This is a genomic window from Streptomyces sp. NPDC047130 (assembly GCF_040643475.1).
Taxonomy (GTDB): domain Bacteria; phylum Actinomycetota; class Actinomycetes; order Streptomycetales; family Streptomycetaceae; genus Streptomyces.
In genome coordinates, this window is record NZ_JBEYUK010000030.1 from 29473 (window position 1) to 50275 (window position 20803).

17 protein-coding genes and 4 tRNA genes are annotated in these 20803 nt (G+C 72.4%); 10 read left to right on the plus strand and 11 right to left on the minus strand.

Going from position 1 to position 20803, the window contains the following annotated elements:
* Positions 1-84 precede the first annotated feature (84 nt).
* On the plus strand, positions 85-1539 hold the full coding sequence (locus tag ABZ836_RS26640; RefSeq protein ID WP_361146213.1) for a N,N-dimethylformamidase beta subunit family domain-containing protein: 1455 nt from the start codon (positions 85-87) through the stop codon (positions 1537-1539).
* Positions 1540-2106: 567 nt separating this feature from the next.
* Positions 2107-3006, plus strand: a complete 900-nt coding sequence (locus ABZ836_RS26645; RefSeq protein WP_361146215.1) for a phosphoribosylaminoimidazolesuccinocarboxamide synthase — start codon at positions 2107-2109, stop codon at positions 3004-3006.
* Positions 3007-3058: 52 nt separating this feature from the next.
* Here ABZ836_RS26645 and ABZ836_RS26650 read toward each other — a convergent pair.
* The 8 genes from ABZ836_RS26650 to ABZ836_RS26685 form a co-directional block, all read right to left on the minus strand.
* Positions 3059-3134, minus strand: a tRNA-Gly gene (locus tag ABZ836_RS26650).
* 23 nt (positions 3135-3157) lie between these two features.
* On the minus strand, positions 3158-3772 hold the full coding sequence (locus ABZ836_RS26655; protein ID WP_361146278.1) for a response regulator transcription factor: 615 nt from the start codon (positions 3770-3772) through the stop codon (positions 3158-3160).
* 5 nt (positions 3773-3777) lie between these two features.
* On the minus strand, positions 3778-5058 hold the full coding sequence (locus ABZ836_RS26660) for a sensor histidine kinase (RefSeq protein ID WP_361146217.1): 1281 nt from the start codon (positions 5056-5058) through the stop codon (positions 3778-3780).
* A gap of 46 nt (positions 5059-5104) precedes the next feature.
* A complete protein-coding gene (locus tag ABZ836_RS26665) occupies positions 5105-5911 on the minus strand; it encodes an ABC transporter permease (protein WP_356132315.1) in 807 nt (268 codons plus the stop codon).
* Positions 5908-6903, minus strand: a complete 996-nt coding sequence (locus tag ABZ836_RS26670; protein WP_361146220.1) for an ABC transporter ATP-binding protein — start codon at positions 6901-6903, stop codon at positions 5908-5910. Before ABZ836_RS26670 ends, ABZ836_RS26665 begins: the two co-directional genes overlap by 4 nt.
* Before the next feature lie 149 nt (positions 6904-7052).
* A tRNA-Gly gene (locus ABZ836_RS26675) sits at positions 7053-7128 on the minus strand.
* An 86-nt stretch (positions 7129-7214) separates the two neighbouring features.
* Positions 7215-7286: transfer RNA gene (locus ABZ836_RS26680), tRNA-Gly, on the minus strand.
* A gap of 117 nt (positions 7287-7403) precedes the next feature.
* A complete protein-coding gene (locus ABZ836_RS26685; protein WP_356132310.1) occupies positions 7404-7724 on the minus strand; it encodes an Lsr2 family protein in 321 nt (106 codons plus the stop codon).
* Between the two features lie 407 nt (positions 7725-8131).
* Between ABZ836_RS26685 and purS the strand changes: the two genes are divergently transcribed.
* From purS to purM, 6 genes are all read left to right on the plus strand, one after another.
* Positions 8132-8395 (plus strand): phosphoribosylformylglycinamidine synthase subunit PurS, encoded by a 264-nt coding sequence (gene purS, locus ABZ836_RS26690; protein WP_356132307.1) that lies wholly within the window; start codon positions 8132-8134, stop codon positions 8393-8395.
* Positions 8392-9093 carry a phosphoribosylformylglycinamidine synthase subunit PurQ gene (purQ, locus tag ABZ836_RS26695; RefSeq protein ID WP_356132304.1) on the plus strand — a complete coding sequence of 234 codons (702 nt, stop codon included), beginning with the start codon at positions 8392-8394 and terminating at the stop codon, positions 9091-9093. The genes purS and purQ overlap by 4 nt, the downstream gene beginning before the upstream one ends.
* The gene (gene purL / locus ABZ836_RS26700; protein ID WP_356132301.1) at positions 9090-11351 is read left to right on the plus strand and encodes a phosphoribosylformylglycinamidine synthase subunit PurL; all 2262 of its coding nucleotides are present in this window, start codon (positions 9090-9092) and stop codon (positions 11349-11351) included. The genes purQ and purL overlap by 4 nt, the downstream gene beginning before the upstream one ends.
* Positions 11352-12158: 807 nt before the next feature.
* On the plus strand, positions 12159-12965 hold the full coding sequence (locus ABZ836_RS26705) for a sterol carrier family protein (protein ID WP_356132299.1): 807 nt from the start codon (positions 12159-12161) through the stop codon (positions 12963-12965).
* Between the two features lie 283 nt (positions 12966-13248).
* Entirely contained in the window at positions 13249-14769 is a 1521-nt protein-coding gene (gene purF, locus ABZ836_RS26710) for an amidophosphoribosyltransferase (RefSeq protein WP_361146227.1), read from the plus strand.
* 120 nt (positions 14770-14889) lie between these two features.
* Positions 14890-15957: a phosphoribosylformylglycinamidine cyclo-ligase gene (gene purM, locus ABZ836_RS26715; RefSeq protein ID WP_361146230.1), complete on the plus strand. Its 1068-nt coding sequence runs from the start codon at positions 14890-14892 to the stop codon at positions 15955-15957.
* Between the two features lie 197 nt (positions 15958-16154).
* Here purM and ABZ836_RS26720 read toward each other — a convergent pair whose 3' ends face one another.
* Positions 16155-16400: a DUF3073 domain-containing protein gene (locus tag ABZ836_RS26720; RefSeq protein ID WP_356132290.1), complete on the minus strand. Its 246-nt coding sequence runs from the start codon at positions 16398-16400 to the stop codon at positions 16155-16157.
* A gap of 474 nt (positions 16401-16874) precedes the next feature.
* On the minus strand, positions 16875-17978 hold the full coding sequence (locus tag ABZ836_RS26725; protein WP_356132287.1) for a Glu/Leu/Phe/Val dehydrogenase dimerization domain-containing protein: 1104 nt from the start codon (positions 17976-17978) through the stop codon (positions 16875-16877).
* Positions 17979-18208: 230 nt separating this feature from the next.
* Between ABZ836_RS26725 and ABZ836_RS26730 the strand changes: the two genes are divergently transcribed.
* Together ABZ836_RS26730 and bldC are read left to right on the plus strand one after the other, a co-directional pair.
* Positions 18209-19054: a hypothetical protein gene (locus ABZ836_RS26730; RefSeq protein ID WP_361146235.1), complete on the plus strand. Its 846-nt coding sequence runs from the start codon at positions 18209-18211 to the stop codon at positions 19052-19054.
* Between the two features lie 484 nt (positions 19055-19538).
* Positions 19539-19745 carry a developmental transcriptional regulator BldC gene (bldC, locus tag ABZ836_RS26735; RefSeq protein ID WP_003949541.1) on the plus strand — a complete coding sequence of 69 codons (207 nt, stop codon included), beginning with the start codon at positions 19539-19541 and terminating at the stop codon, positions 19743-19745.
* A gap of 812 nt (positions 19746-20557) precedes the next feature.
* On the opposite strand, the gene ABZ836_RS26740 is transcribed toward bldC, so the two are convergent.
* A tRNA-Asp gene (locus ABZ836_RS26740) sits at positions 20558-20632 on the minus strand.
* Positions 20633-20803 lie beyond the last annotated feature (171 nt).

Here is a 20803-nt window from a genome sequence, read left to right on the forward strand (position 1 = left end):
GGGGGACGGCCCACGCGAGGAACGGCGCCACCGGCAGGGGAACGGATGCCGGGCCACGAACAACTCGAGGGAGGGGAGCGGTACATGGGCCCTGAGCGGATCCGCCGCTGGGAGTCGGGAGCGTTGGCGCACGGCGTGTCGGATCCGTTCGGCCAGGGGCCCTTACCGTGGCTGCGCGGCGGCGAGACGTACTTCGACGACACGGGGCAGGTCGTGCCCTGGTACGTGGACGAGCCGGGACCGAGCTCCGGCGGCCCCCGCGCCGCCGACGACGTGCACCGGCAGATCAAGGGCTTCGCCTCGCCCGGCGCCGTCGCGCCCGGCGAGTCGATCGACTTCCGGATCACCGTCGAGCCGCCCCAGGAGTTCGGCGTCGACGTCTACCGGATCGGGCACTACGACGGTCACGGCGCCGCCAAGGTGACGAGCAGCCCCCGGCTGCCGGGGCTGGTCCAACTGCCGCCGCTGGTCGCCGACCGCACGGTCTCCTGCCACCACTGGTGGCTCTCCTGGCGGCTGGCCGTGCCCGCCGACTGGCAGCTCGGCGCCTACGTCGCGGTGCTCACCACCGCCGACGGCCACCGCTCGCACATCCCGTTCACCGTCCGCGACAACCGTCCCGCGGACCTGCTGCTCCTGCTGCCGGACATCACCTGGCAGGCCTACAACCTGTACCCGGAGGACGGCCGGACCGGCGCCAGCCTCTACCACGCCTGGGACGACGAGGGCCGCCTGCTCGGCGAGTCCGACGCCGCCACCACGGTCTCCTTCGACCGCCCCTACGCGGGGGCGGGACTGCCCCTGCACGTGGGCCACGCCTACGACTTCGTCCGCTGGGCCGAGCGCTACGGCTACGACCTCTCCTACGCCGACGCCCGCGACCTGCACGCCGGCCGGGTCGACCCGGGCCGCTACCGGGGCCTGGTCTTCCCCGGACACGACGAGTACTGGTCGAAGCCGATGCGCCGCACCGTGGAACTCGCCCGCGACCAGGGCACCTCGCTGGTCTTCCTCTCGGCCAACACCCTGTACTGGCAGGTGGAGCTCGGCCCCTCCGCCTCCGGTGACCCGGACCGGCTGCTGACCTGCCGGAAGCGCCAGGGGCCGGGCCGGGCCGTGCTCTGGCGGGAGGTCGACCGCCCGGAGCAGGAACTGCTCGGCATCCAGTACGGCGGGCGGGTGCCCGAACCGGGGCCGATGATCGTCCGCAACGCCGGGCACTGGCTCTGGGACGGCACCGGGGCCGTGGACGGCGAGGAGATCCCCGGCCTGGTCGCCGGCGAGGCCGACCGGTACTTTCCGCGCACCCCCCTGCCCGACCACGACGAACGGGTCCTGCTGGCCCACTCGCCGTACCGGGACTCCGCGGGCGTCAAGCGTCACCAGGAGACGTCGCTGTACCGGGCGCCGTCCGGCGCACTGGTCTTCGCCTCCGGCACGTTCGCCTGGTCCCCGGCCCTCGACCGGCCCGGCCACGTCGACCCGCGGATCCAGAAGGCGACCGCCAACCTCCTCGACCGCATCTGCAAACGCGACTGAGCGGCCCCCAGCGCCCCGGCCCGCGGTTCCCTCGACCCTTGCGGTTCCCTCGGCCCTCTGCGGATCCCTCGACCTCCCGCGGGCCCCTCGGCCCCCTGCGGATCCCTCGGCCCCCTGCGGATCCTCCGACCTCCCGCGGCCCCCTCGGCCCCCGCGCCGTCCGACCCTCCGCCCCCCCGCGAACCCCCCAACCTCCCGCGGACCCGCGCCGGTCCGCCCTGCGGACTGCGCGCCCTCGCGGTCCCCCACCGGACCTCTGCGACAATCCACCAGCTTGCCGCGACGGCCCCCGGCTTCCCGCGACGGCCCGCTGCGCGCCCTCCGCGCTCCCCCACCGGACCTCCGCGACAATCCACCGGCTTCCCACGACGGCCCCCGGCTTCCCGCGACGGCCCGCGGCTTCCCGCGACGGCAGGCGGCGGCCCGGAGCGTCCCGCGACGCCCCGCAGCGTCCCGCGATGCCCCCACGCACCCCCGGCGCCCCGAGGCGCCCCCGCACCCCCGGCCTGCCTCGGTTCTCCCGGTACGGGAGAATCGGGGCATTGGACCAACCCACGGGGAGGAACCGTGTCCGGATTCGTCGAAAAGCCCGAGCCCGTCCAGGTGCCGGGCCTGGTGCATCTGCACACCGGCAAGGTGCGCGATCTGTACCGCAACGAGGCGGGCGACCTCGTGATGGTCGCCAGCGACCGCATCTCCGCCTACGACTGGGTGCTCCCCACCGAGATCCCGGACAAGGGCCGGGTGCTCACCCAGCTCTCCCTGTGGTGGTTCGACCAGCTCGCCGACCTGGTGCCCAACCACGTCCTCGGCACCGACCTGCCCGCCGGCGCCCCCGAGGACTGGCGCGGCCGCACCCTGGTCTGCAGGAACCTCGAGATGGTCCCGGTCGAGTGCGTGGCGCGCGGCTACCTGACCGGCTCCGGCCTGGCCGAGTACCGCGAGTCCCGCACGGTCTGCGGACTCGCCCTCCCCGAGGGCCTGGTGGACGGCTCCGAACTGCCCGCCCCGATCTTCACCCCCGCCACCAAGGCCGAGGTCGGCGAGCACGACGAGAACGTCTCCTACGAGGAGGTCGCCCGCAAGGTCGGCGCCGAGGTGGCCGCCCGGCTGCGGCAGACCACCCTGGCCGTCTACGGCCGCGCCCGGGACGTCGCCCGCGACCGCGGCATCGTCCTGGCCGACACCAAGTTCGAGTTCGGCTTCGACGGCGACGATCTGATCATCGCGGACGAGGTCCTGACCCCCGACTCCTCGCGCTTTTGGCCGGCCGACGTCTGGCACCCCGGGCAGGCCCAGCCGTCGTTCGACAAGCAGTTCGTCCGCGACTGGCTGACCTCGGACGCCTCCGGCTGGGACCGCGCGAGCGAGCAGCCGCCGCCGGCCCTCCCGCAGGAGATCGTCGACGCCACCCGCGCCAAGTACGTCGAGGCCTACGAGCGTCTGACCGGCCTCGCCTGGAGCTGAGGCGGGGCGGACACGCCGAAGGCCCCGGTCGTACGACCGGGGCCTTCGGAACTGGAGCGGACGACGAGGCTCGAACTCGCGACCTCAACCTTGGCAAGGTTGCGCTCTACCAACTGAGCTACGTCCGCCTTGCGCCGTGGCGCGAGAGCAACTATACCCAACCTCGCTCGCGAGCGGTACGCGCCGCCGTATGACGGTTCTCGGCGCCCAGCTTGGAGACCGCCGAGGACAGGTAGTTCCGGACCGTCCCGGGGGAGAGCCCGGCCCGCTCCGCGATCTCCGCGACCGGGGCGCCGTCCGACGCCAGGTCCAGCACCTCGGCCTCCCGCGCGGTCAGCGGCGAGTCCCCCGCGCTGATCGCGTCGGCCGCCAACTCCGGGTCCACGTAACGGTTGCCGGCGTGCACGGTGCGGATGATCTCGGCCATGCGCCGCGCGCTGACCGTCTTGGGCACGAACCCGCGCACCCCCGCCGCCAGCGCCCGCTTGAGGTGACCGGGCTGCCCGTGGCTGGTCACCACCAGCACCCTGCACTCCGGCAGTTCGGTCCGCAGGGCTGTGGCGACCTTCACACCGTCCGCGCCCGGCATCCGCAGGTCCAGGACGGCCACGTCCGGCCGGTGCGCCCGCGCCATGGCCAGCGCCTCCGGCCCGGTGGCGGCCTCGGCGACGACCACCAGGTCGTCCTCCAGGGCGAGCAGCGCGGCCAGCGCGCCGCGGATCAGGTGCTCGTCGTCCGCGAGCAGCAGCCGTACCGGCGCGTTCACGACGTTCACGAGGCGTCCTCCGGGTAGTCCGTGCCGTCCGTGCCGTCCGGGGAGGCCAGGAAGGCGCGGGAGCCCGGCGAGCCCGGCGAGCCCGGCGGGACCGTCGCCACCAGGCGGAACGTCGCGCCGTCGCTCCCCGCGGTCAGCGTCCCGTCCACCGCGGCCAGCCTCTCCCGCAGCCCGGCCAGGCCCGAGCCACCCGTGTCCCGGACGTCCTCGACGCCGTCGTTCTCCACCACCAGCACCACCTTTCCGCCGTCCGTCCCGGCGGTCACCGCACACCACTGGGCGTTCCCGTGCCGCAGCACGTTGGTCGTCGCCTCCCGTACCACCCACGCCAGCGCCGACTGGGTCTCGTCGGGCAGGTCCATGTCCTCCACGGACACCTCGCAGTGGATGCCCGCCGCCTCCAGCACCCCGCGGGCGCCGGTGATCTCGGTGCCCAGGTCCGCCCGGCGGTAGCCGCGCACCACCGCGCGCACCTCGCGCTGCGACTCCTGCGCGATCCGTTCCACCTCGGTCATCTGGTCCACCGCCTCCGGCCGCCCGCGCCGCGCCAGCTCCACGGCCAGCTCCGCCTTGAGCGCGATCACCGCCAGGTTGCGCCCCAGCACGTCGTGCAGGTCCCGTCCGAACCGCAGCCGCTCCTCGGCGACGGCCAGCCGGGCACGGTTCTCCCGCGCCTCGTCCAGCTCGTAGACGGTCTCGAGCAGCCAGACGGTGAGGGCGGTGACGAAGCACATGAAGCCGGTGACCAGCACGGTGATCACGGCGGCCACCAGCGCGGCGGGCGGACCGGCCCCGGCGACCAGCGCCAGCGCGCCCACCGCCACACCGGCCCCGCCGACGGCCACCGGGTAGACGGTGGTGTTGCGGACGCCCAGCGCGAGGATGCCGCTCCCCACGGCCAGCACCATCGCGTACACCGAGCCGGCCGCCTGCTGGACCTGCCCGTCGGCCGACCGGTCCGCCACCAGCAGCGCCGCCGCCGCGACACCCGCGGTGAGGAGGCCGAGGGCGTACAGCAGCACCCGCGGCCGGCCACGGTTCCCCCGGGCCCAGTCCAGGGCGCGGGAGGCGGTCAGCGCGCACAGGGCCGCGTGGGCGAGGACGGCCAGGACCACCGGCACCGCCTCGGGGAACCCCAACGGCGCCAGCAGCGGCACGGTGGCCACGGCCTCGGCCACCGCGAAGCTGTGGAACGACCACCGGGTGTAGGTCTCCACCTTCGCCGTGGTGCTCTTGCGCCTCCACCACTGCCGCACGCCGCCGCCCTCCTCCGTCACCCGCCACGCCCCCGGCCGTCCGGGGCCCGTCGACCGCTTCCGCCGGTCAGTGCCGCGGCTCCCAGCGGAACCACCGTCGCACAGCGAACGCCCCGAGCACGATCCACACCAGCAGGGTGCCGACGGCGGTCAGCGTCTCACCGGCCGACAGGGTGCCGAGCCAGCCCTCGCGGATCAGGCGGATCGCCGGCGACAGCGGCAGCACGTCGAAGACCGCGGCCATCGTGTCGGGCAGCATCCCGGTCGGGAAGGCCATGCCGGACGTGATCATGGTGAGGAACAGGAACGGCAGCGAGGTGACCTGGCTGCTCTCCACCGTCCGGGTGAGCCCCGCCGTGGCCGCGCCCAGCACCGCGCACAGCAGGATGCCCAGCACCACGCCCAGCACCAGCAGGTGCGGCGAGCGCGGCATCCCGACGTCCAGCAGCACGGCACAGGCCACGCCCAGCAGCAGCGACTGGACCACGCTGACGGTCAGCACGGGGACCGCGGCGCCGCCGAGGATCTCCGTGTCGGAGGCCTCGCCGGTCCGCAGCCGCTTGAGCACCAGCTCCTCGCGGCGCGCGACGTAGGCGGAGACCAGGGTGGCGTAGACCGCGAAGAGCATCGAGAAGCCGATGCCGGCGGTCACCATCATCACGCCCACGCTGAGTCCGTAGGACGCGAGATCGATCTCCCGCATGCCCTGCTGGACGCTGACCGGCAGCAGCAGCGGAAGCACCAGGCCCGTGATCACGGCGCTGCGGTTGCGGAGCAGCAGGGTGAACTCGGCCCGGGTCAGCGACCACAGGCGGCCCGAGGGCGTGGTCGCCCCCCGGCGCGGGACACGGGTGGCGGTCGTGGGAGTGCTCATGCGGTCTTCTCCGTCTCGCGGGCGCCGCCTCGTCCGACGGCGCCCTCTCCGTTGCCGTGCCGGCCGCCCGCCTCGCGGGCGATGTCGAGGAACGCCTCCTCCAGGGAGGCGGACCGCACGTCGAGCCGGCGCATTTCCACGCCCTCCCGGGCGGCCCAGGTCAGCAGCTCGGTCGCGGTCCGCTGCAGCTCGCGGGTGTGCATCCGCAGCAGCCCGCCCTCGACGCCGTGGTCCACGACGCCCATGGGGGCCAGCGGCGGCAGGTCGGCCGGCAGGAGCCCCGGCGGAAGCTCGAAGGAGATCAGGGAGGGCCGGGCGGCGGTGACCTCGGCGGGCGTCCCGGAGGCGGCGATGACGCCGTCGTGCAGGATGGCCAGCCGGTCGGCGAGGTCCTCGGCCTCCTCGAGGTAGTGCGTCGTCAGCAGCACGGTGGTGCCCCGGTCGCGCAGCGCGCGGACCAGTTCCCAGGTCTCCCGGCGGCCCTCGGCGTCGAGGCCGGTGGTGGGCTCGTCGAGGAAGAGCACCTCGGGGTCGCCCAGCAGCGCCAGCGCCAGGTCCAGGCGCCGCCGCTCGCCCCCGGAGAGCTGCTTGACCTTCACGTCGGTCCGCCCCCGCAGGCCGACCAGCCCCAGCACCTCGGACTCCGGCCGGGCGCCGCTGGTGCAGCCGGCCCACATCCTGGCCGTCTCCGCCACGGTCAGCTCCGACGGGAACCCGCCCTCCTGGAGCATCACCCCGGTCCGCGGCCGCACCAGGGCGCGTTCGGTGTACGGGTCGTGCCCGAGGATCCGCACCCGTCCGCCGGCCGGGCGGTCCATGCCCTCCAGCAGCTCCACCGTCGAGGTCTTGCCCGCCCCGTTGGTGCCGAGCAGCGCGAAGATCTCGCCGCGGCCCACCGAGAAGGAGATCCCGCGCACCGCCTCGTAGCCGCCCCGGTAGACGCGGCGGAGGCCGGTGACCTCGATCACCTGCTCCTGCTTGCTGATGTCCATGGATTCAGCCTGTCGGCGGGCGAGGCCTTGCGGCAGTGCGCGCTGTCATCGGCTCGCATGACAAATGTCAGCCGCGGCGCGGCGCCCCCGTCGCGTTCCTTTCCGGGAAACGCCGAAGGCCCCGATCGGATGACCGGGGCCTTCGAAACTGGAGCGGACGACGAGGCTCGAACTCGCGACCTCAACCTTGGCAAGGTTGCGCTCTACCAACTGAGCTACGTCCGCATTGCCTCCGACCGGCTTTCACCGATCGGCGCGTGTCCCAGCCTACCGGATACGGAGGGATGCTCCGTACCCAGCGGACCGGTGAGAGCGGGTGACAGGGATCGCACACTGCGCCTCCCCCCTGGAAGGGGGGTGTTCTACTACTGAACTACACCCGCACGGTTCGGGGTTCCGGCCTTCCGGCCTCGCCCCTCGGCGTGCTCAGACTCTAACTGATCACCTGGGGTGCAGCGCAAGTCGGCTCCCGCCGCGGGTGCGGCGGGACGCACGGACCGTCAGGAACGGGCGGCGGCGAAGGCCTCGTAGACCCGCTTGGGGATCCGCCCGCGCGCCGGCACCTCCATGCTGTGCGCCTGGGCCCAGGCGCGGACGGCCGCCGGGTCGGGCGCGACCTCGGTCTGCCGGTAGACCTTCCCGGACCGGGCCCGCTTGCGGCCCGCCTCCACGAAGGGGGCCAGCGCGGCGCGCAGCTTCCCGGCGTTGGATTCGTTCAGGTCGATCTCGTACGTCCGGCCGTCGAGGCCGAAAGCGATCGTTTCCGCCGCCTCGGTGCCGTCGATGTCGTCGGAGAGGGTGACCAGGACACGCTGCGCCATGAATATCGGTCCTTTCCTGCGGGCCCCGTCGGGTTCCCGGATGCCGCCCGAACGGTATGACGTGCCGGAACGTCCTCCGGGACGCGAAGTGGATCATCGGGGCCGTCCGGGCCGTCGCGGCCGGCGTTTTTCCGGCCGGCAATTACTTGTACAGGGTTTCTCGGCTAAAGGGGAAGGGCGGAGAAATCCTTTCACGCACCGCTGCCCGGTATCCAGGAGATTCTTCCCGGGATTTTTCCGTGGCTTGACCATCGCTGCCGCAAAACCCGGAAGAAACCCGGAAGATCGGGGAAGAAGCGGCCCGCGAAGTGACCCGTAACACGTAGTTTCCTACTAATCTACTCGCGTAGAAATTTTGTCCGGGTAGTCTGAAGGAACCTGCTCAGCACCACACATCGGGAGTGCCAGTGGCACGCGTCGTAGTCGACGTCATGCTCAAGCCGGAGATCCTCGACCCCCAGGGCCAGGCGGTCCAGCGCGCACTGCCGCGCCTCGGTTTCGAGGGCATCTCCGACGTCCGTCAGGGAAAGCGTTTCGAGCTCGAGGTCGACGGCCCCGTCGACGACGCGGTCCTCGCCCGTATCCACGAGCTCGCCGAATCCTTCCTCGCCAACACGGTGATCGAGGACTTCACCGTCAAGGTGGAGGAAGTCGCGGAGGCGGCGAAGTGACCACCCGTATCGGCGTCGTCACTTTCCCCGGAAGCCTCGACGACCGTGACGCGCAGCGCGCGATCCGGATCGCCGGGGCCGAGCCCGTCGCCCTGTGGCACAAGGACAAGGACCTCAAGCAGGTCGACGCGGTCGTCCTGCCGGGCGGCTTCTCCTACGGCGACTACCTGCGGGCCGGCGCCATCTCCCGCTTCTCGCCGGTGATGGAGACGCTCATCGAGCAGGCCAAGGCCGGTCTCCCGGTCCTCGGCATCTGCAACGGCTTCCAGATCCTCGCCGAGACGCACCTGCTCCCCGGCGCGATGCTGCGCAACAACCACCTGCACTTCATCTGCCGTGACCAGAAGCTGCGCGTGGAGAACGCGGACACCGCCTGGACCTCGGACTACGAGGCGGGCCAGGAGATCCTGATCCCGCTGAAGAACGCCGACGGCCGCTACACCGCGGACGAGTACACGCTCGACAAGCTGGAGGCCGAGGGCCGGGTCGCGTTCCGCTACCTGACCGACGGCCCCGCCGCGGACGGCTACGGCAACCCCAACGGCTCGCTGCGGAACATCGCCGGCATCACCAACGAGGCCGGCAACGTCGTCGGCCTGATGCCGCACCCGGAGCACGCCGTCGAGTCCCTCACCGGCGGCGGCACCGACGGTCTGCCGTTCTTCACCTCGATCATCAAGAAGCTGGTCAGCGCATGAGCCGCACCCCTCTGGACACGGTCGAGCACGCGGCCGAGACCCCCGACGTGGAGCAGCCCTGGGCCGAACTCGGCCTGAGCAAGGACGAGTACGCCCGGATCCGCGAGATCCTCGGCCGCCGCCCGACCGGCGCCGAGCTCGCCATGTACTCGGTGATGTGGTCCGAGCACTGCTCCTACAAGTCCTCCAAGGTCCACCTGCGCCAGTTCGGCGAGAAGGCCCCCGAGTCCGAGGCGATGCTGGTCGGCATCGGCGAGAACGCCGGCGTCGTCGACGTCGGCCAGGGCTACGCGGTCACCTTCAAGGTCGAGTCGCACAACCACCCGTCGTACGTGGAGCCCTACCAGGGCGCCGCGACCGGCGTCGGCGGCATCGTGCGCGACATCATCGCGATGGGCGCCCGCCCGGTCGCCGTGGTCGACCCGCTGCGCTTCGGCGCCGCCGACCACCCCGACACCCGGCGCGTGCTGCCCGGCGTGGTCGCGGGCATCAGCGGCTACGGCAACTGCCTGGGCCTGCCCAACATCGGCGGCGAGGTCGTCTTCGACTCCTGCTACCAGGGCAACCCGCTGGTCAACGCCGGCGCCATCGGCGTGATGCGCCACGAGGACATCCACCTGGCCAAGGCGTCCGGCGCCGGCAACAAGGTCATCCTCTACGGCGCCCGCACCGGCGGCGACGGCATCGGCGGCGCGTCGATCCTGGCCTCCGAGACCTTCGACGACGCCAAGCCGTCGAAGCGTCCCGCCGTCCAGGTCGGCGACCCCTTCCAGGAGAAGCTCCTCATCGAGTGCACCCTGGAGGCCTTCCAGGAGAAGCTGGTCGTCGGCATCCAGGACCTCGGCGCGGCCGGTCTGTCCTGCGCCACCTCCGAGCTCGCCTCCAACGGCTCCGGCGGCATGCGCGTCGAGCTCGACGACGTGCCGCTGCGCGACTCCACGCTCTCGCCCGAGGAGATCCTCATGAGCGAGTCGCAGGAGCGCATGTGCGCGGTGGTGGAGCCGGACAAGGTCGACCGCTTCCTCGAGATCTGCGAGAAGTGGGACGTCATCGCCACCGTCATCGGTGAGGTCACCGACGGCGACCGGCTGGAGATCTACTGGCACGGCGGCAAGATCGTCGACGTCGACCCGCGGACCGTCGCCCACGAGGGCCCGGTCTACAACCGCCCCTTCGCGCGCCCCGACTGGCAGGACGCGCTGCAGGCGGACGACGCCGGCAAGCTGCCCCGCCCGGAGAGCTCCGACGAGCTGCGCGCCCAGGTCCTGCGGCTGGTCGGCTCCCCGAACCAGGCCTCCAAGGCGTGGATCACCGACCAGTACGACCACCTGGTGCAGGGCAACACGGTCCTCGCCCGCACCCAGGGCGACTCCGGCATGATCCGCGTCGACGAGGAGACCGGCCTCGGCGTCGCCATCGCCACGGACGGCAACGGCCGTTACGCCAAGCTGGACCCGTACACGGGCGCGCAGTTGGCGCTGGCCGAGGCCTACCGCAACGTGGCCGCCTCCGGCGCCAAGCCGCTGGCCGTCTCGGACTGCCTCAACTTCGGTTCCCCCGAGGACCCGGCGGTGATGTGGCAGTTCGCGGAGGCGGTGCGCGGTCTGGCGGACGGCTGCCTCCAGCTCGGCACCCCGGTCACCGGCGGCAACGTCTCGCTCTACAACCAGACGGGCACCGCCGCGATCCACCCGACGCCGGTCGTCGCCGTGCTCGGCGTGATCGACGACGTGGCCCGCCGCACCCCGGTCGCCTTCCGCGAGGAGGGCCAGCTGCTCTACCTGCTCGGCGACACGGAGCAGGAGTTCGGCGGCTCGGCCTGGTCCCAGGTCGTCCACGACCACCTCGGCGGCCTGCCGCCCAAGGTGGACCTCGAGCGGGAGCGGCTGCTGGGCGAGATCCTGATCTCCGGCTCGCGGGACGGCATGATCGACGCCGCCCACGACCTGTCCGACGGCGGCCTGATCCAGGCCGTGGTCGAGTCCTGCCTGGAGGGCGGGACCGGCGCGCGTCTGATCGTTCCGGACGGACTGGACGCCTTCACCTTCCTCTTCTCCGAGTCCGCGGGCCGCGCCGTCGTGTCCGTGCCGCGGTCGGAGGAGCTCCGCTTCACGGACATGTGCGGGGCGCGGGGGCTGCCGGCGACGCGGATCGGTGTCGTCGACGGCGACGCGGTCGAGCTCCAGGGCGAGTTCACGCTGCCGCTGGCCGAACTCCGGTCCGCGCACCAGGGCGTGATCGAGGCCCTGCTCGCCTGACCTCCACGCACCACCCGCAGGCTCCGCCCCCCCACCACCAGGGCGGAGCCTGCGGCGTTCCCCGGCCCCCGCCGCGCGCCCGGGGCGAGCGGCAGCCTCCTTGCGGCCGCACGTTGCCGTAGGCCTGCGGCGGTGCCCCTTCCCGGCCGGGGGCGGTGGTGATCGTGCGGCGCGGTCTCTCGCGGGGCGCGCGACACCGCGGGTGCGTCGCCTCCGCCTCGCCGGCCCTCACGGGCGGGTGCGGCGCCTCCGCCTCCCCGGCCCTCACGGTCCGGTCCGTGCCTGGGCCGGGCGGGTGGGCCAGCGGTCTCTCTCGGTCACACGTTGCCGTTGGCCTGCGGTGGTGCCCCGGTCGGCGTCCGGGGCGGTGGTGGTCGGCGGCAGGGGCCGGCCGGCCGGTCTCTCGTGGGTGCACGTCGTCGTTGGCCCGCCGCGGGTCCCTTCCCGGCCCGGTCCGCGTGCGAGGCGGGTGGTGGCCGGCGGCAGGTCCCTCGCGAACGCGCGACGCCCTCGGCTGCGGCGCCTCCTCCTCGCCGGCCCTGGCAGTCCGGTCCGCGTCTGGGCCGGGCGGGTCGGCCAGCGGTCTTACGCTCGGGCGCACGTTGCCGTGCCCCGGTCGGCGTCCGTGGCGGTGGTGGTCGGCGGCGGGCTTCTCGCGGGTGCGCGCCGCCGCACGTCGCCCGGGTTTCCCCGGTGCCGCCTCGCCGTGGCCCCGCCCCGCGTCCGGGGCAGCGAGAGGCGGGGCGGCAAGGGCTGCCGCCGGGGCACGGCACCGTGGGCCGGCCGGGGGAGGCATAGGCTCGGCCCATGCCTACGGAACGGAAGCGCGCGCGCAGTTACGACCCCCTCCGCACCCGCACCGCGGTCCTGGCCCAGTTCGGGAACGTCCGCCGCACGGTGGCCGACCTGACGCCGGAACAGCTCGCCGCGCCCACCCGCCTGGGCGACTGGACGGTCCGTGACCTCGCCGCCCACATCGCGTTCGCCGTCGGCAGCACCAGCCGCCTGCTCGGCCTCCCCGAGCCGCCGAAGGCCGAGTTGGTCCCCGCCACCTGGACCGGCACCGCCGCCCAGCACGCCGGGAGCGTCGCCGCGTCCGCCCGGGAGCTCGCCGAGGCCCACCCCGACCTGAACGCCCTCTACGCCGAGACCGAGGACCGCCTCGCCGAGGACCTGCGGGCCCACCCCGGGCGCCGCATCGTCGCCGGCCGGACCGGCGCCCTCTCGCTCACCGACCACCTGGTCACCCGCTGCGTCGAACTCGCCGTCCACACCGACGACCTGAACGCCGCCCTGGCCGCCGTGGACGGCCCGCAGACGCCGCAGGACCGCCAGGCCCTCGCGGCGGCCACCCGTGTCCTCGCGGACTCCCTCGCGCACGTCGCCCCGGGAGGCTCCACCGAGCTGCGCGTCCCGCCGTTCGCCGTGGTGCAGTGCGTCGAGGGCCCGCGGCACACCCGGGGAACGCCGCCCAACGTGGTGGAGACCGACCCGCTGACCTGGCTCCGACTGGCCACCGGCCGGCTCACCTGGCAGCGGGCGCGGGAGACCGCCTCGGTCACCGCCAGTGGCGAGCGCGCGGACCTCTCCGCGTGGCTCCCCGTCCTGCGCTGACCGGCCACCGAGGCGCCCGCCGGGGCCACCCCGCGTCACCGGCCGCGGACCCGCTGTCCGGTCCGTGGGACCGCCGGGTGTGCGACGCCTCACTCGCACCGTCACCGAAAAAGCCGCACCGAGCGCCGCGAGCGCCCTGCCCGGCCCACCGTCCGCCCGGCGCACAACCCCACTGACCTGGGCAAACAGCGACACAGCCACTGCCCCGTCGGTACCGTCGACGACATTCGTCCCACCACCGCCCCATTCGGCGCAACGGCGGCTCTCCCCTACACTCGGAGACGTGCCACGTGGTGACGGTCGACTCAATCACGACCTGCTTCCCGGTGAGAAGGGCCCCCAGGACGCTTGCGGCGTCTTCGGTGTCTGGGCTCCGGGTGAAGAGGTCGCAAAGCTCACGTACTTCGGGCTCTACGCCCTCCAGCATCGGGGCCAGGAATCCGCGGGTATCGCGGTCAGCAACGGCTCCCAGATCCTCGTCTTCAAGGACATGGGCCTCGTGTCCCAGGTCTTCGACGAGGGCTCCCTCAGCTCCCTCCAGGGTCACATCGCGGTCGGACACGCCCGCTACTCGACCACCGGCGCCTCCGTCTGGGAGAACGCCCAGCCGACGTTCCGGGCGACCGCACAGGGCTCCATCGCCCTCGGTCACAACGGCAACCTGGTGAACACCGCCGAGCTCGCCGAGCTCGTCGCCCGCATGCCGGAACGGAACAACGGCTCGGCGCCCGCGGCCACCAGCGACACCGACCTGGTCACGGCCCTCCTGGCCGGCCAGACGGACGACGACGGCAAGCCGCTCTCCATCGAGGCTGCCGCCGCGCGGATCCTGCCGCAGGTCCGCGGCGCCTTCTCCCTCGTCTTCATGGACGAGCACACGCTCTACGCCGCCCGCGACCCGCAGGGCATCCGCCCGCTGGTCCTGGGCCGCCTGGAGCGCGGCTGGGTGGTCGCCTCGGAGTCCGCCGCCCTGGACATCTGCGGCGCCAGCTTCGTGCGCGAGATCGAGCCGGGCGAGTTCGTCGCGATAGACGAGAACGGCCTGCGCTCCTCCCGGTTCGCCGACGCCCGCCCCAAGGGCTGCGTCTTCGAGTACGTGTACCTGGCCCGCCCGGACACCGACATCGCCGGCCGGAACGTGTACCTGTCCCGCGTGGAGATGGGCCGCCGCCTCGCCGAGGAGGCGCCCGCCGAGGCCGACCTGGTGATAGCGACGCCGGAGTCCGGCACGCCCGCCGCGATCGGCTACGCCGAGGCGTCGGGCATCCCCTTCGGCGCCGGCCTGGTCAAGAACGCCTACGTCGGCCGGACCTTCATCCAGCCCTCGCAGACCATCCGCCAGCTCGGCATCCGCCTGAAGCTGAACCCGCTCAAGGAAGTCATCAAGGGCAAGCGCCTGGTGGTGGTGGACGACTCGATCGTCCGCGGCAACACCCAGCGCGCCCTGGTCCGGATGCTCCGCGAGGCCGGCGCCGCCGAGGTCCACATCCGGATCTCCTCGCCCCCGGTGAAGTGGCCCTGCTTCTTCGGCATCGACTTCGCCACCCGCGCGGAGCTGATCGCCAACGGCATGACCATCGAGGAGATCGGCACCTCGCTGGGCGCCGACTCCCTGGCCTACATCTCCATCGACGGCATGATCGAGGCGACCACCATCGCCAAGCCGAACCTCTGCCGCGCCTGCTTCGACGGCGAGTACCCGATGGACCTGCCGGACCCCGAGCTGCTCGGCAAGCAGCTGCTCGAGACGGAGCTGGCCGCGCCGGTGGAGACCGCCGCCAGCGCCGCCATCCGGCGCCCGTAGCCCGACGACGCGCGACGCCGGGTCCTCCCGCCCCCTGCGGGCCCCGAGGACCCGGCGCCCGCCGCCCCCTCGAAGATCCCTCGCAGCGCTCCAGCTGTACCCGACAGAAAGCTCCCAGTCATGTCCACTGAGACAGGTGCCAGCTACGCGGCTGCCGGCGTCGACATCGAGGCGGGCGACCGCGCAGTCGAGCTGATGAAGGAATGGGTCAGGAAGACCCAGCGTCCCGAGGTGCTCGGCGGGCTCGGCGGCTTCGCCGGCCTCTTCGACGTCTCGGCCCTCAAGAACTACGAGCGTCCGCTGCTCGCCTCGGCCACCGACGGCGTCGGCACCAAGGTCGACATCGCCCGGCGGATGGGCGTCTACGACACCATCGGCCACGACCTGGTCGCGATGGTCATGGACGACATCGTGGTCTGCGGCGCCGAGCCGCTGTTCATGACCGACTACATCTGCGTGGGCAAGGTCCACCCGGAGCGGGTCGCCGCCATCGTCAAGGGCATCGCCGAGGGCTGCGTGCTGGCCGGCTGCGCGCTCGTCGGCGGCGAGACGGCCGAGCACCCGGGCCTGCTCGGAGCCGAGGACTTCGACGTGGCCGGCGCCGGCACCGGCGTGGTGGAGGCCGACGCGCTGCTCGGTTCGCACCTGATCCGGGAGGGCGACGCGGTGATCGCGATGGCCTCCTCCGGTCTGCACTCCAACGGGTACTCGCTGGTCCGCCACGTGCTGCTGGACCGGGCCGGCATGGCCCTGGACGCGCATGTCGAGGAGCTGGGCCGGACCCTCGGCGAGGAGCTGCTGGAGCCGACCAAGATCTATTCGCTGGACTGCCTCGCGCTGACCCGCACCTGCGAGGTGCACGCCTTCAGCCACATCACCGGTGGCGGGCTCGCCGCCAACCTGGCCCGGGTCATCCCGGACGAGCTGCACGCGGTGGTCGACCGGTCCACCTGGACCCCCGACCCGATCTTCTCCCTCGTCGGCCGCACCGGTTCGGTGGAGCGGCTGGAACTGGAGAAGACGCTCAACATGGGCGTCGGCATGATGGCCGTCGTCCCCCAGGAGTCGGTCGAGGTGGCCCTGGTCACGCTCGCCGACCGCGGTGTCGACTCCTGGGTGGCCGGCGAGATCGTCGCCCGCGGCGACCACGCCACGGGCGCGGAACTGGTCGGCGACTACGCGAACTGAACGACGGACCCCGGCGGGCGGCGTGTCCGCCGGGGACCCGGACCGACCGGAGCCGCGAGGCTGGGCAGGGAACGCCAGGTCCAGCGCGGAGCGCGCCGAAACGGCCCAGGGCCGGCAACCGGTCCAGGGCAATACGGAACCCGGTTCGGGGCCGAAGCCCCGAACCGGGTCCAGATCAGTATGAGCGGTGAACGCTGTCAGGCACCGCGACGGTGCGAGGGTTCCTCGTCCTCGTCCTCGTCGTCGGCCCCATAGAGCTCGGCGTACCGCGAATACAGGTCGTCGTCCTGCTCATCGTCCTCGAACCGCTCGCCGTTAGGCGTCGGATTCGACGTCGATGCGCCCAGCTCCTCGGCCAGGCGTGAGAGATCCGTCCCGCCGCTGTTGTACTTCAGCTGGCGGGCGACCTTCGTCTGCTTGGCCTTGGCCCGGCCGCGCCCCATGGCTCGACCCCCTCAACGACGGGGCTCGACGGCCCCAGAGTCTTGACGCGTTCATGATCCAGAACGGACTCTCCACAGAGAGACCGGTCCGTAGGGCTTCCACGGTACCTGAGCCCGCGCCCATACGGTACGTCGCCCGCACCAAGCGTGTGTGCCCAGCACCCGCGAGGTGCCCCTTCCTCGCTGGTCAATGCCGATTTTAACCACATCTGCCCGGAAGACCCGCCCGAAGAAGTGACAGTTGTCTCCCCCTGTCCGGACCTTCCACCCCCGGAACAGCGGGGCCGCAGCGCCCCACCCGAGGCGATCATTCCCCCGGAACCGGCGCGTCGCCGTCCCGTCACCGACACGTTTCTTCCCTCTGAAGGGTGAACGATCGGGTGGAACGTTGACGCGCCGGCCCTCTCCCGCGTCAGGGACCGCGTCGGGGACCGCGGCATTGGTCGCGGCAGGTGACACGCGGCAGCTGTCGCGTCAGGCCGCGGTGGTCACCGCACGGGTGCGACGGGATTCGGCCATCCTCTGCTCGGCGATCCGGTCGGCCGCCGCGGCCGGCGGGATGCCGTCCGCCTTCGCGCGCGCGAAGAGCTCCAGGGTGGTGTCGAAGATCTTCGTCGCCTTGGCCTTGGCCCGGTCGAAGTCGAAGCCCAGGAGCTCGTCGGCCACCTGGATCACGCCGCCGGCGTTCACCACGTAGTCGGGCGCGTAGAGGATGCCCCGGTCCGCCAGGTCCTTCTCGATGCCGGGGTGGGCGAGCTGGTTGTTGGCCGCGCCGCACACCACCGTCGCCGTGAGCGCCGCCACCGTGGCGTCGTCGAGCGCGCCGCCCAGGGCGCACGGGGCGTAGACGTCCAGGCCCGGCGTGCGCACCAGCTCATCGGTGTCGGCCGCGACCCGCACCGACGGGTGCTCGGCGACCAGCGCCCGCACCGCCTCCTCCCGCACGTCGGTGACGACCACCTCGGCGCCGTCCGCCAGCAGGTGCTCCACCAGGTGGCGCCCGACCTTGCCGACGCCGGCGATGCCGACCGTGCGGCCGCGCAGGGTGGGGTCGCCCCACAGGTGCTGGGCGGACGCCCGCATGCCCTGGAAGACGCCGAAGGAGGTGAGCACCGAGGAGTCGCCGGCGCCGCCGTTCTCCGGGGACCGTCCGGTGGTCCACCGGCACTCGCGGGCGACCACGTCCATGTCGGCGACGTAGGTGCCGACGTCGCAGGCGGTCACGTACCGGCCGCCCAGCGAGGCCACGAACCGGCCGTAGGCGAGCAGGAGTTCCTCGGACTTGAGCTGCCCCGGGTCGCCTATGATCACGGCCTTGCCGCCCCCGTGTTCGAGGCCGGCCATGGCGTTCTTGTACGACATCCCGCGGGCCAGGTTGAGGGCGTCGGCGACGGCCTCGGCCTCCGTGGCGTAGGGGTGGAAGCGCGTCCCGCCGAGGGCGGGGCCCAGGGCGGTGGAGTGGATGGCGATCACGGCCTTCAGTCCGCTGGCGCGGTCCTGGCAGAGCACGACCTGCTCATGCCCCCCTTGCTCCGAGTGGAACAGGGTGTGCAGGACGCCGTCGGTCACTTCGGTCACGGTGGTGACTCCTGGATGAGTAGCGGCGGTTACGGCGGTTTCCCGTACGGGTGGCGGGAAACCGTGGCACGAGAGTAGAGCCTGGGAGGCCGCCCCGGCGGCCTCCACACAGGATCATCCTCGCGAGGAGTAACCGGGGGTCCGGGCCGGCCCGTTTTCCCCTGTTTTCCGCCCGCTTCGGATACGAGTGGGACGGGTTTCGGACGGAATCCGCCGGGGAGGGTGGAGAGGTGCCCAAGGTGACCTCGGTGATCGTGCCCTACCCCGCCTATCTGCGGGTCTACGAGCCTCTGGCCGCCTTCCCCCGTGAGGAGCGCGCCCACTGGGAGCGGTACGCCCGCCGTACCGACCGGCCCACCACCTGTCAGGACGAGGTGCGGCGGGCGCTGACCGACCTGCTGGCCACTCCGCCGGCGCCCGTTCCCGTGCACGAGAGCGGGGACGCGTTCGTCACGGAGGTGGACGGCGTCGTCTGCGTGTGTCCGTGGCGCACACGGTTGCGGGGCTGGCAGGCGCTGCGGGACTTCGGGGGCGATTTTCCGCCAATCGTGCTCGACGCCGTCCTGCCGCCCGTGGTGCGGGAGGAGGCGGCCCGGGACTACGAGCACTGGCTGACCCGCAACCCGGACGCCCGGCCCTGGATCCGCAGCGCGACCTGGCACGTTCCCGGCCACTGGTTCGTGCTGGTGGCGGACGAGGAGCGCGAATGGCGGGCCGGGACGGAGGGCGAGCCGCCGGTGCTCCGCTACCGGACCCGGATGGTCGAGGCGCGGCGGCGCCTGGCCCGCGGACTGCGCACGGTCCGGGAGTCCGTGGGCGAGGGCGCGCTGACCGAGGCGCTGGTCGGGGTGGGCCGGTGGCTGGAGGAGTTCCACCCGCGCTCGCTGGTGGAGCTGGACTACGGCGGCCTGGTCCACGCCCTGCCCGCCGACGACCTCGAGGGCGATCACTCGGCGGCGGACGCGGCCGAGGCGCTCGAGGCGCTGCGCGAGGGCGACGGCGAGACGGCCGGCGAGGCGTACGAACGTCTGGTGGTCCGGTGGCGGGCGGTCCGGCAACGAGGGCTCGCGAGCTGACACCGGCGCGTACGGTGGTGCGGAGCCGGAGCGCGACCGAGCGCGTTCACGCCTGACGCGAAACGGACAGTCGGCCCTTAGCGTGACGGAGTGCACGTACCCGGCTCTTGCGTATCTTGCCACCCCTCATGCCAAAATAGGACAAGGAGCCCGGGGAGGGCTCCCGCTGTCCGTTCGGGCGGGCATCGGCGCTGAACCTTTGGGGGGTCTGATGGCCTCTGTGGAGTCTGTGACTGATCGTCACAGGTGAGTGACTGTCCGCTATGGCACGGTCCATCGGCTTCCGTCGCTGATGAACACCTGGGAGGGCAATTCCATCGGTTTGGCCGACGCGGCTGGACAGATGGTGTAGTTGTAGTGCCGAGGACAAGCCGTTCGTCCTATAACCGACTCGACTCGCGTCCGCCATTTCGGGCAACGCGGGTCAAGGTGCAGAATTTAGAGGAAAGAACCGAGAACGTCGGTTCTCCCGAGGAGGCCGCTCATGACCGCTCGCACCCCTGATGCCGAGCCGCTGCTGACCCCGGCTGAGGTCGCCACCATGTTCCGCGTCGACCCCAAGACGGTGACGCGGTGGGCGAAGGCCGGCAAGCTCACGTCGATCCGCACGCTCGGCGGGCACCGGCGCTACCGCGAGGCTGAGGTCCGCGCTCTGCTGGCGGGCATCCCCCAGCAGCGCAGCGAGGCCTGACAGCCTTTGATTTGAAGGCCCGTAACCAGATCGGTGCCCACAATTGAATAGCCGGACGGGTCAGGCGGTCCCCCAGCCGCCCGAGACGTCCGTCACACAGCTCCACACGACGCAGGTCCTGCCCCAACAGGACCTGGTCCCGGACCGCAGGGTCCGCAGGACTTCCCTTGCACGTTGACGCGTCGTCGGTCGCGCTGGACTCCGCCGGGTCCAGCGCGATCTTTTTTTGCCCCGGGACAGGGCCTGGAGGGGCCTGCGGGGCCCCTTCGCCGGACCTTCGGCGGATCTCCACCCCCGGCCGTCCCCGCAGATCAGGGTGGCGGTCCAGACCTTCGCGAAGCGCCCCGAACGGGGCCTCCTGGCAGTGCAATTGCACATATAAAATTGACATGGTGTGAACGGCGGTTAAGTGCCCCCGATCGAAAAACTGATTCGGTGACACCTTTCACACCGACTGTGGGTTGTTGTCCCTGTGGCCCGTGCGCTATGAGCGGTCCCGGCATATGCGGTGTGCCGATGCCGCGCCCCCGGTGACGGCGCGGCCGGGCGGGCGGGGGCGGCTCCTGGGCGCCTTGAGGGGCCCGTGGAGGCGTGCACGGGGCGCGGGTGGGGTGCGGGGCCCCCAGCGGCCCTGCGGCGGTTTCTGACGGTCTTTCGGACGCCGGCCGTCCGGGCGCCGCTCGCCCCGGCCCGGCCCCCGCACACGGCGAAGCCCGCACCGACGGGTGCGGGCCTGCGAACCGGCGTTCCGGCGAACGACGGCGGGCACGACGAAGGCCCGCCGCCTCAAGGGCGACGGGCCTTCTGCACTGCGGTCCTGACGGGATTTGAACCCGCGGCCTCCACCTTGACAGGGTGGCGAGCACTCCAAACTGCTCCACAGGACCAGGTGCTTCACACCGCCGGTTCCCGCTTCGGGTTCCTGCGTTGCGCTGCGAGAAGGACTGTACAGGAGTGCGGCCCTCCTGGTCGAACTCACGGTGAGTGAGGGGGCGGTCACCCTGGCGGCAGCCCTGATCGTCACCCGGTGCGCGCCCCCGTGCGCGTCCCGATGCGCG

Coding starts and splice junctions, on each gene's coding strand:
- ABZ836_RS26720 (WP_356132290.1), bottom strand. CDS start 16,400: ATGGGGCGCGGCCGGGCCAAGGCCAAGCAGACGAAGGTCGCCCGCCAG.
- ABZ836_RS26685 (WP_356132310.1), bottom strand. CDS start 7,724: ATGGCGCAGCGTGTCCTGGTCACCCTCTCCGACGACATCGACGGCACC.
- purL (WP_356132301.1), top strand. CDS start 9,090: ATGAGCCGCACCCCTCTGGACACGGTCGAGCACGCGGCCGAGACCCCC.
- ABZ836_RS26640 (WP_361146213.1), top strand. CDS start 85: ATGGGCCCTGAGCGGATCCGCCGCTGGGAGTCGGGAGCGTTGGCGCAC.
- ABZ836_RS26670 (WP_361146220.1), bottom strand. CDS start 6,903: ATGGACATCAGCAAGCAGGAGCAGGTGATCGAGGTCACCGGCCTCCGC.
- purM (WP_361146230.1), top strand. CDS start 14,890: ATGTCCACTGAGACAGGTGCCAGCTACGCGGCTGCCGGCGTCGACATC.
- bldC (WP_003949541.1), top strand. CDS start 19,539: ATGACCGCTCGCACCCCTGATGCCGAGCCGCTGCTGACCCCGGCTGAG.
- ABZ836_RS26665 (WP_356132315.1), bottom strand. CDS start 5,911: ATGAGCACTCCCACGACCGCCACCCGTGTCCCGCGCCGGGGGGCGACC.
- ABZ836_RS26705 (WP_356132299.1), top strand. CDS start 12,159: ATGCCTACGGAACGGAAGCGCGCGCGCAGTTACGACCCCCTCCGCACC.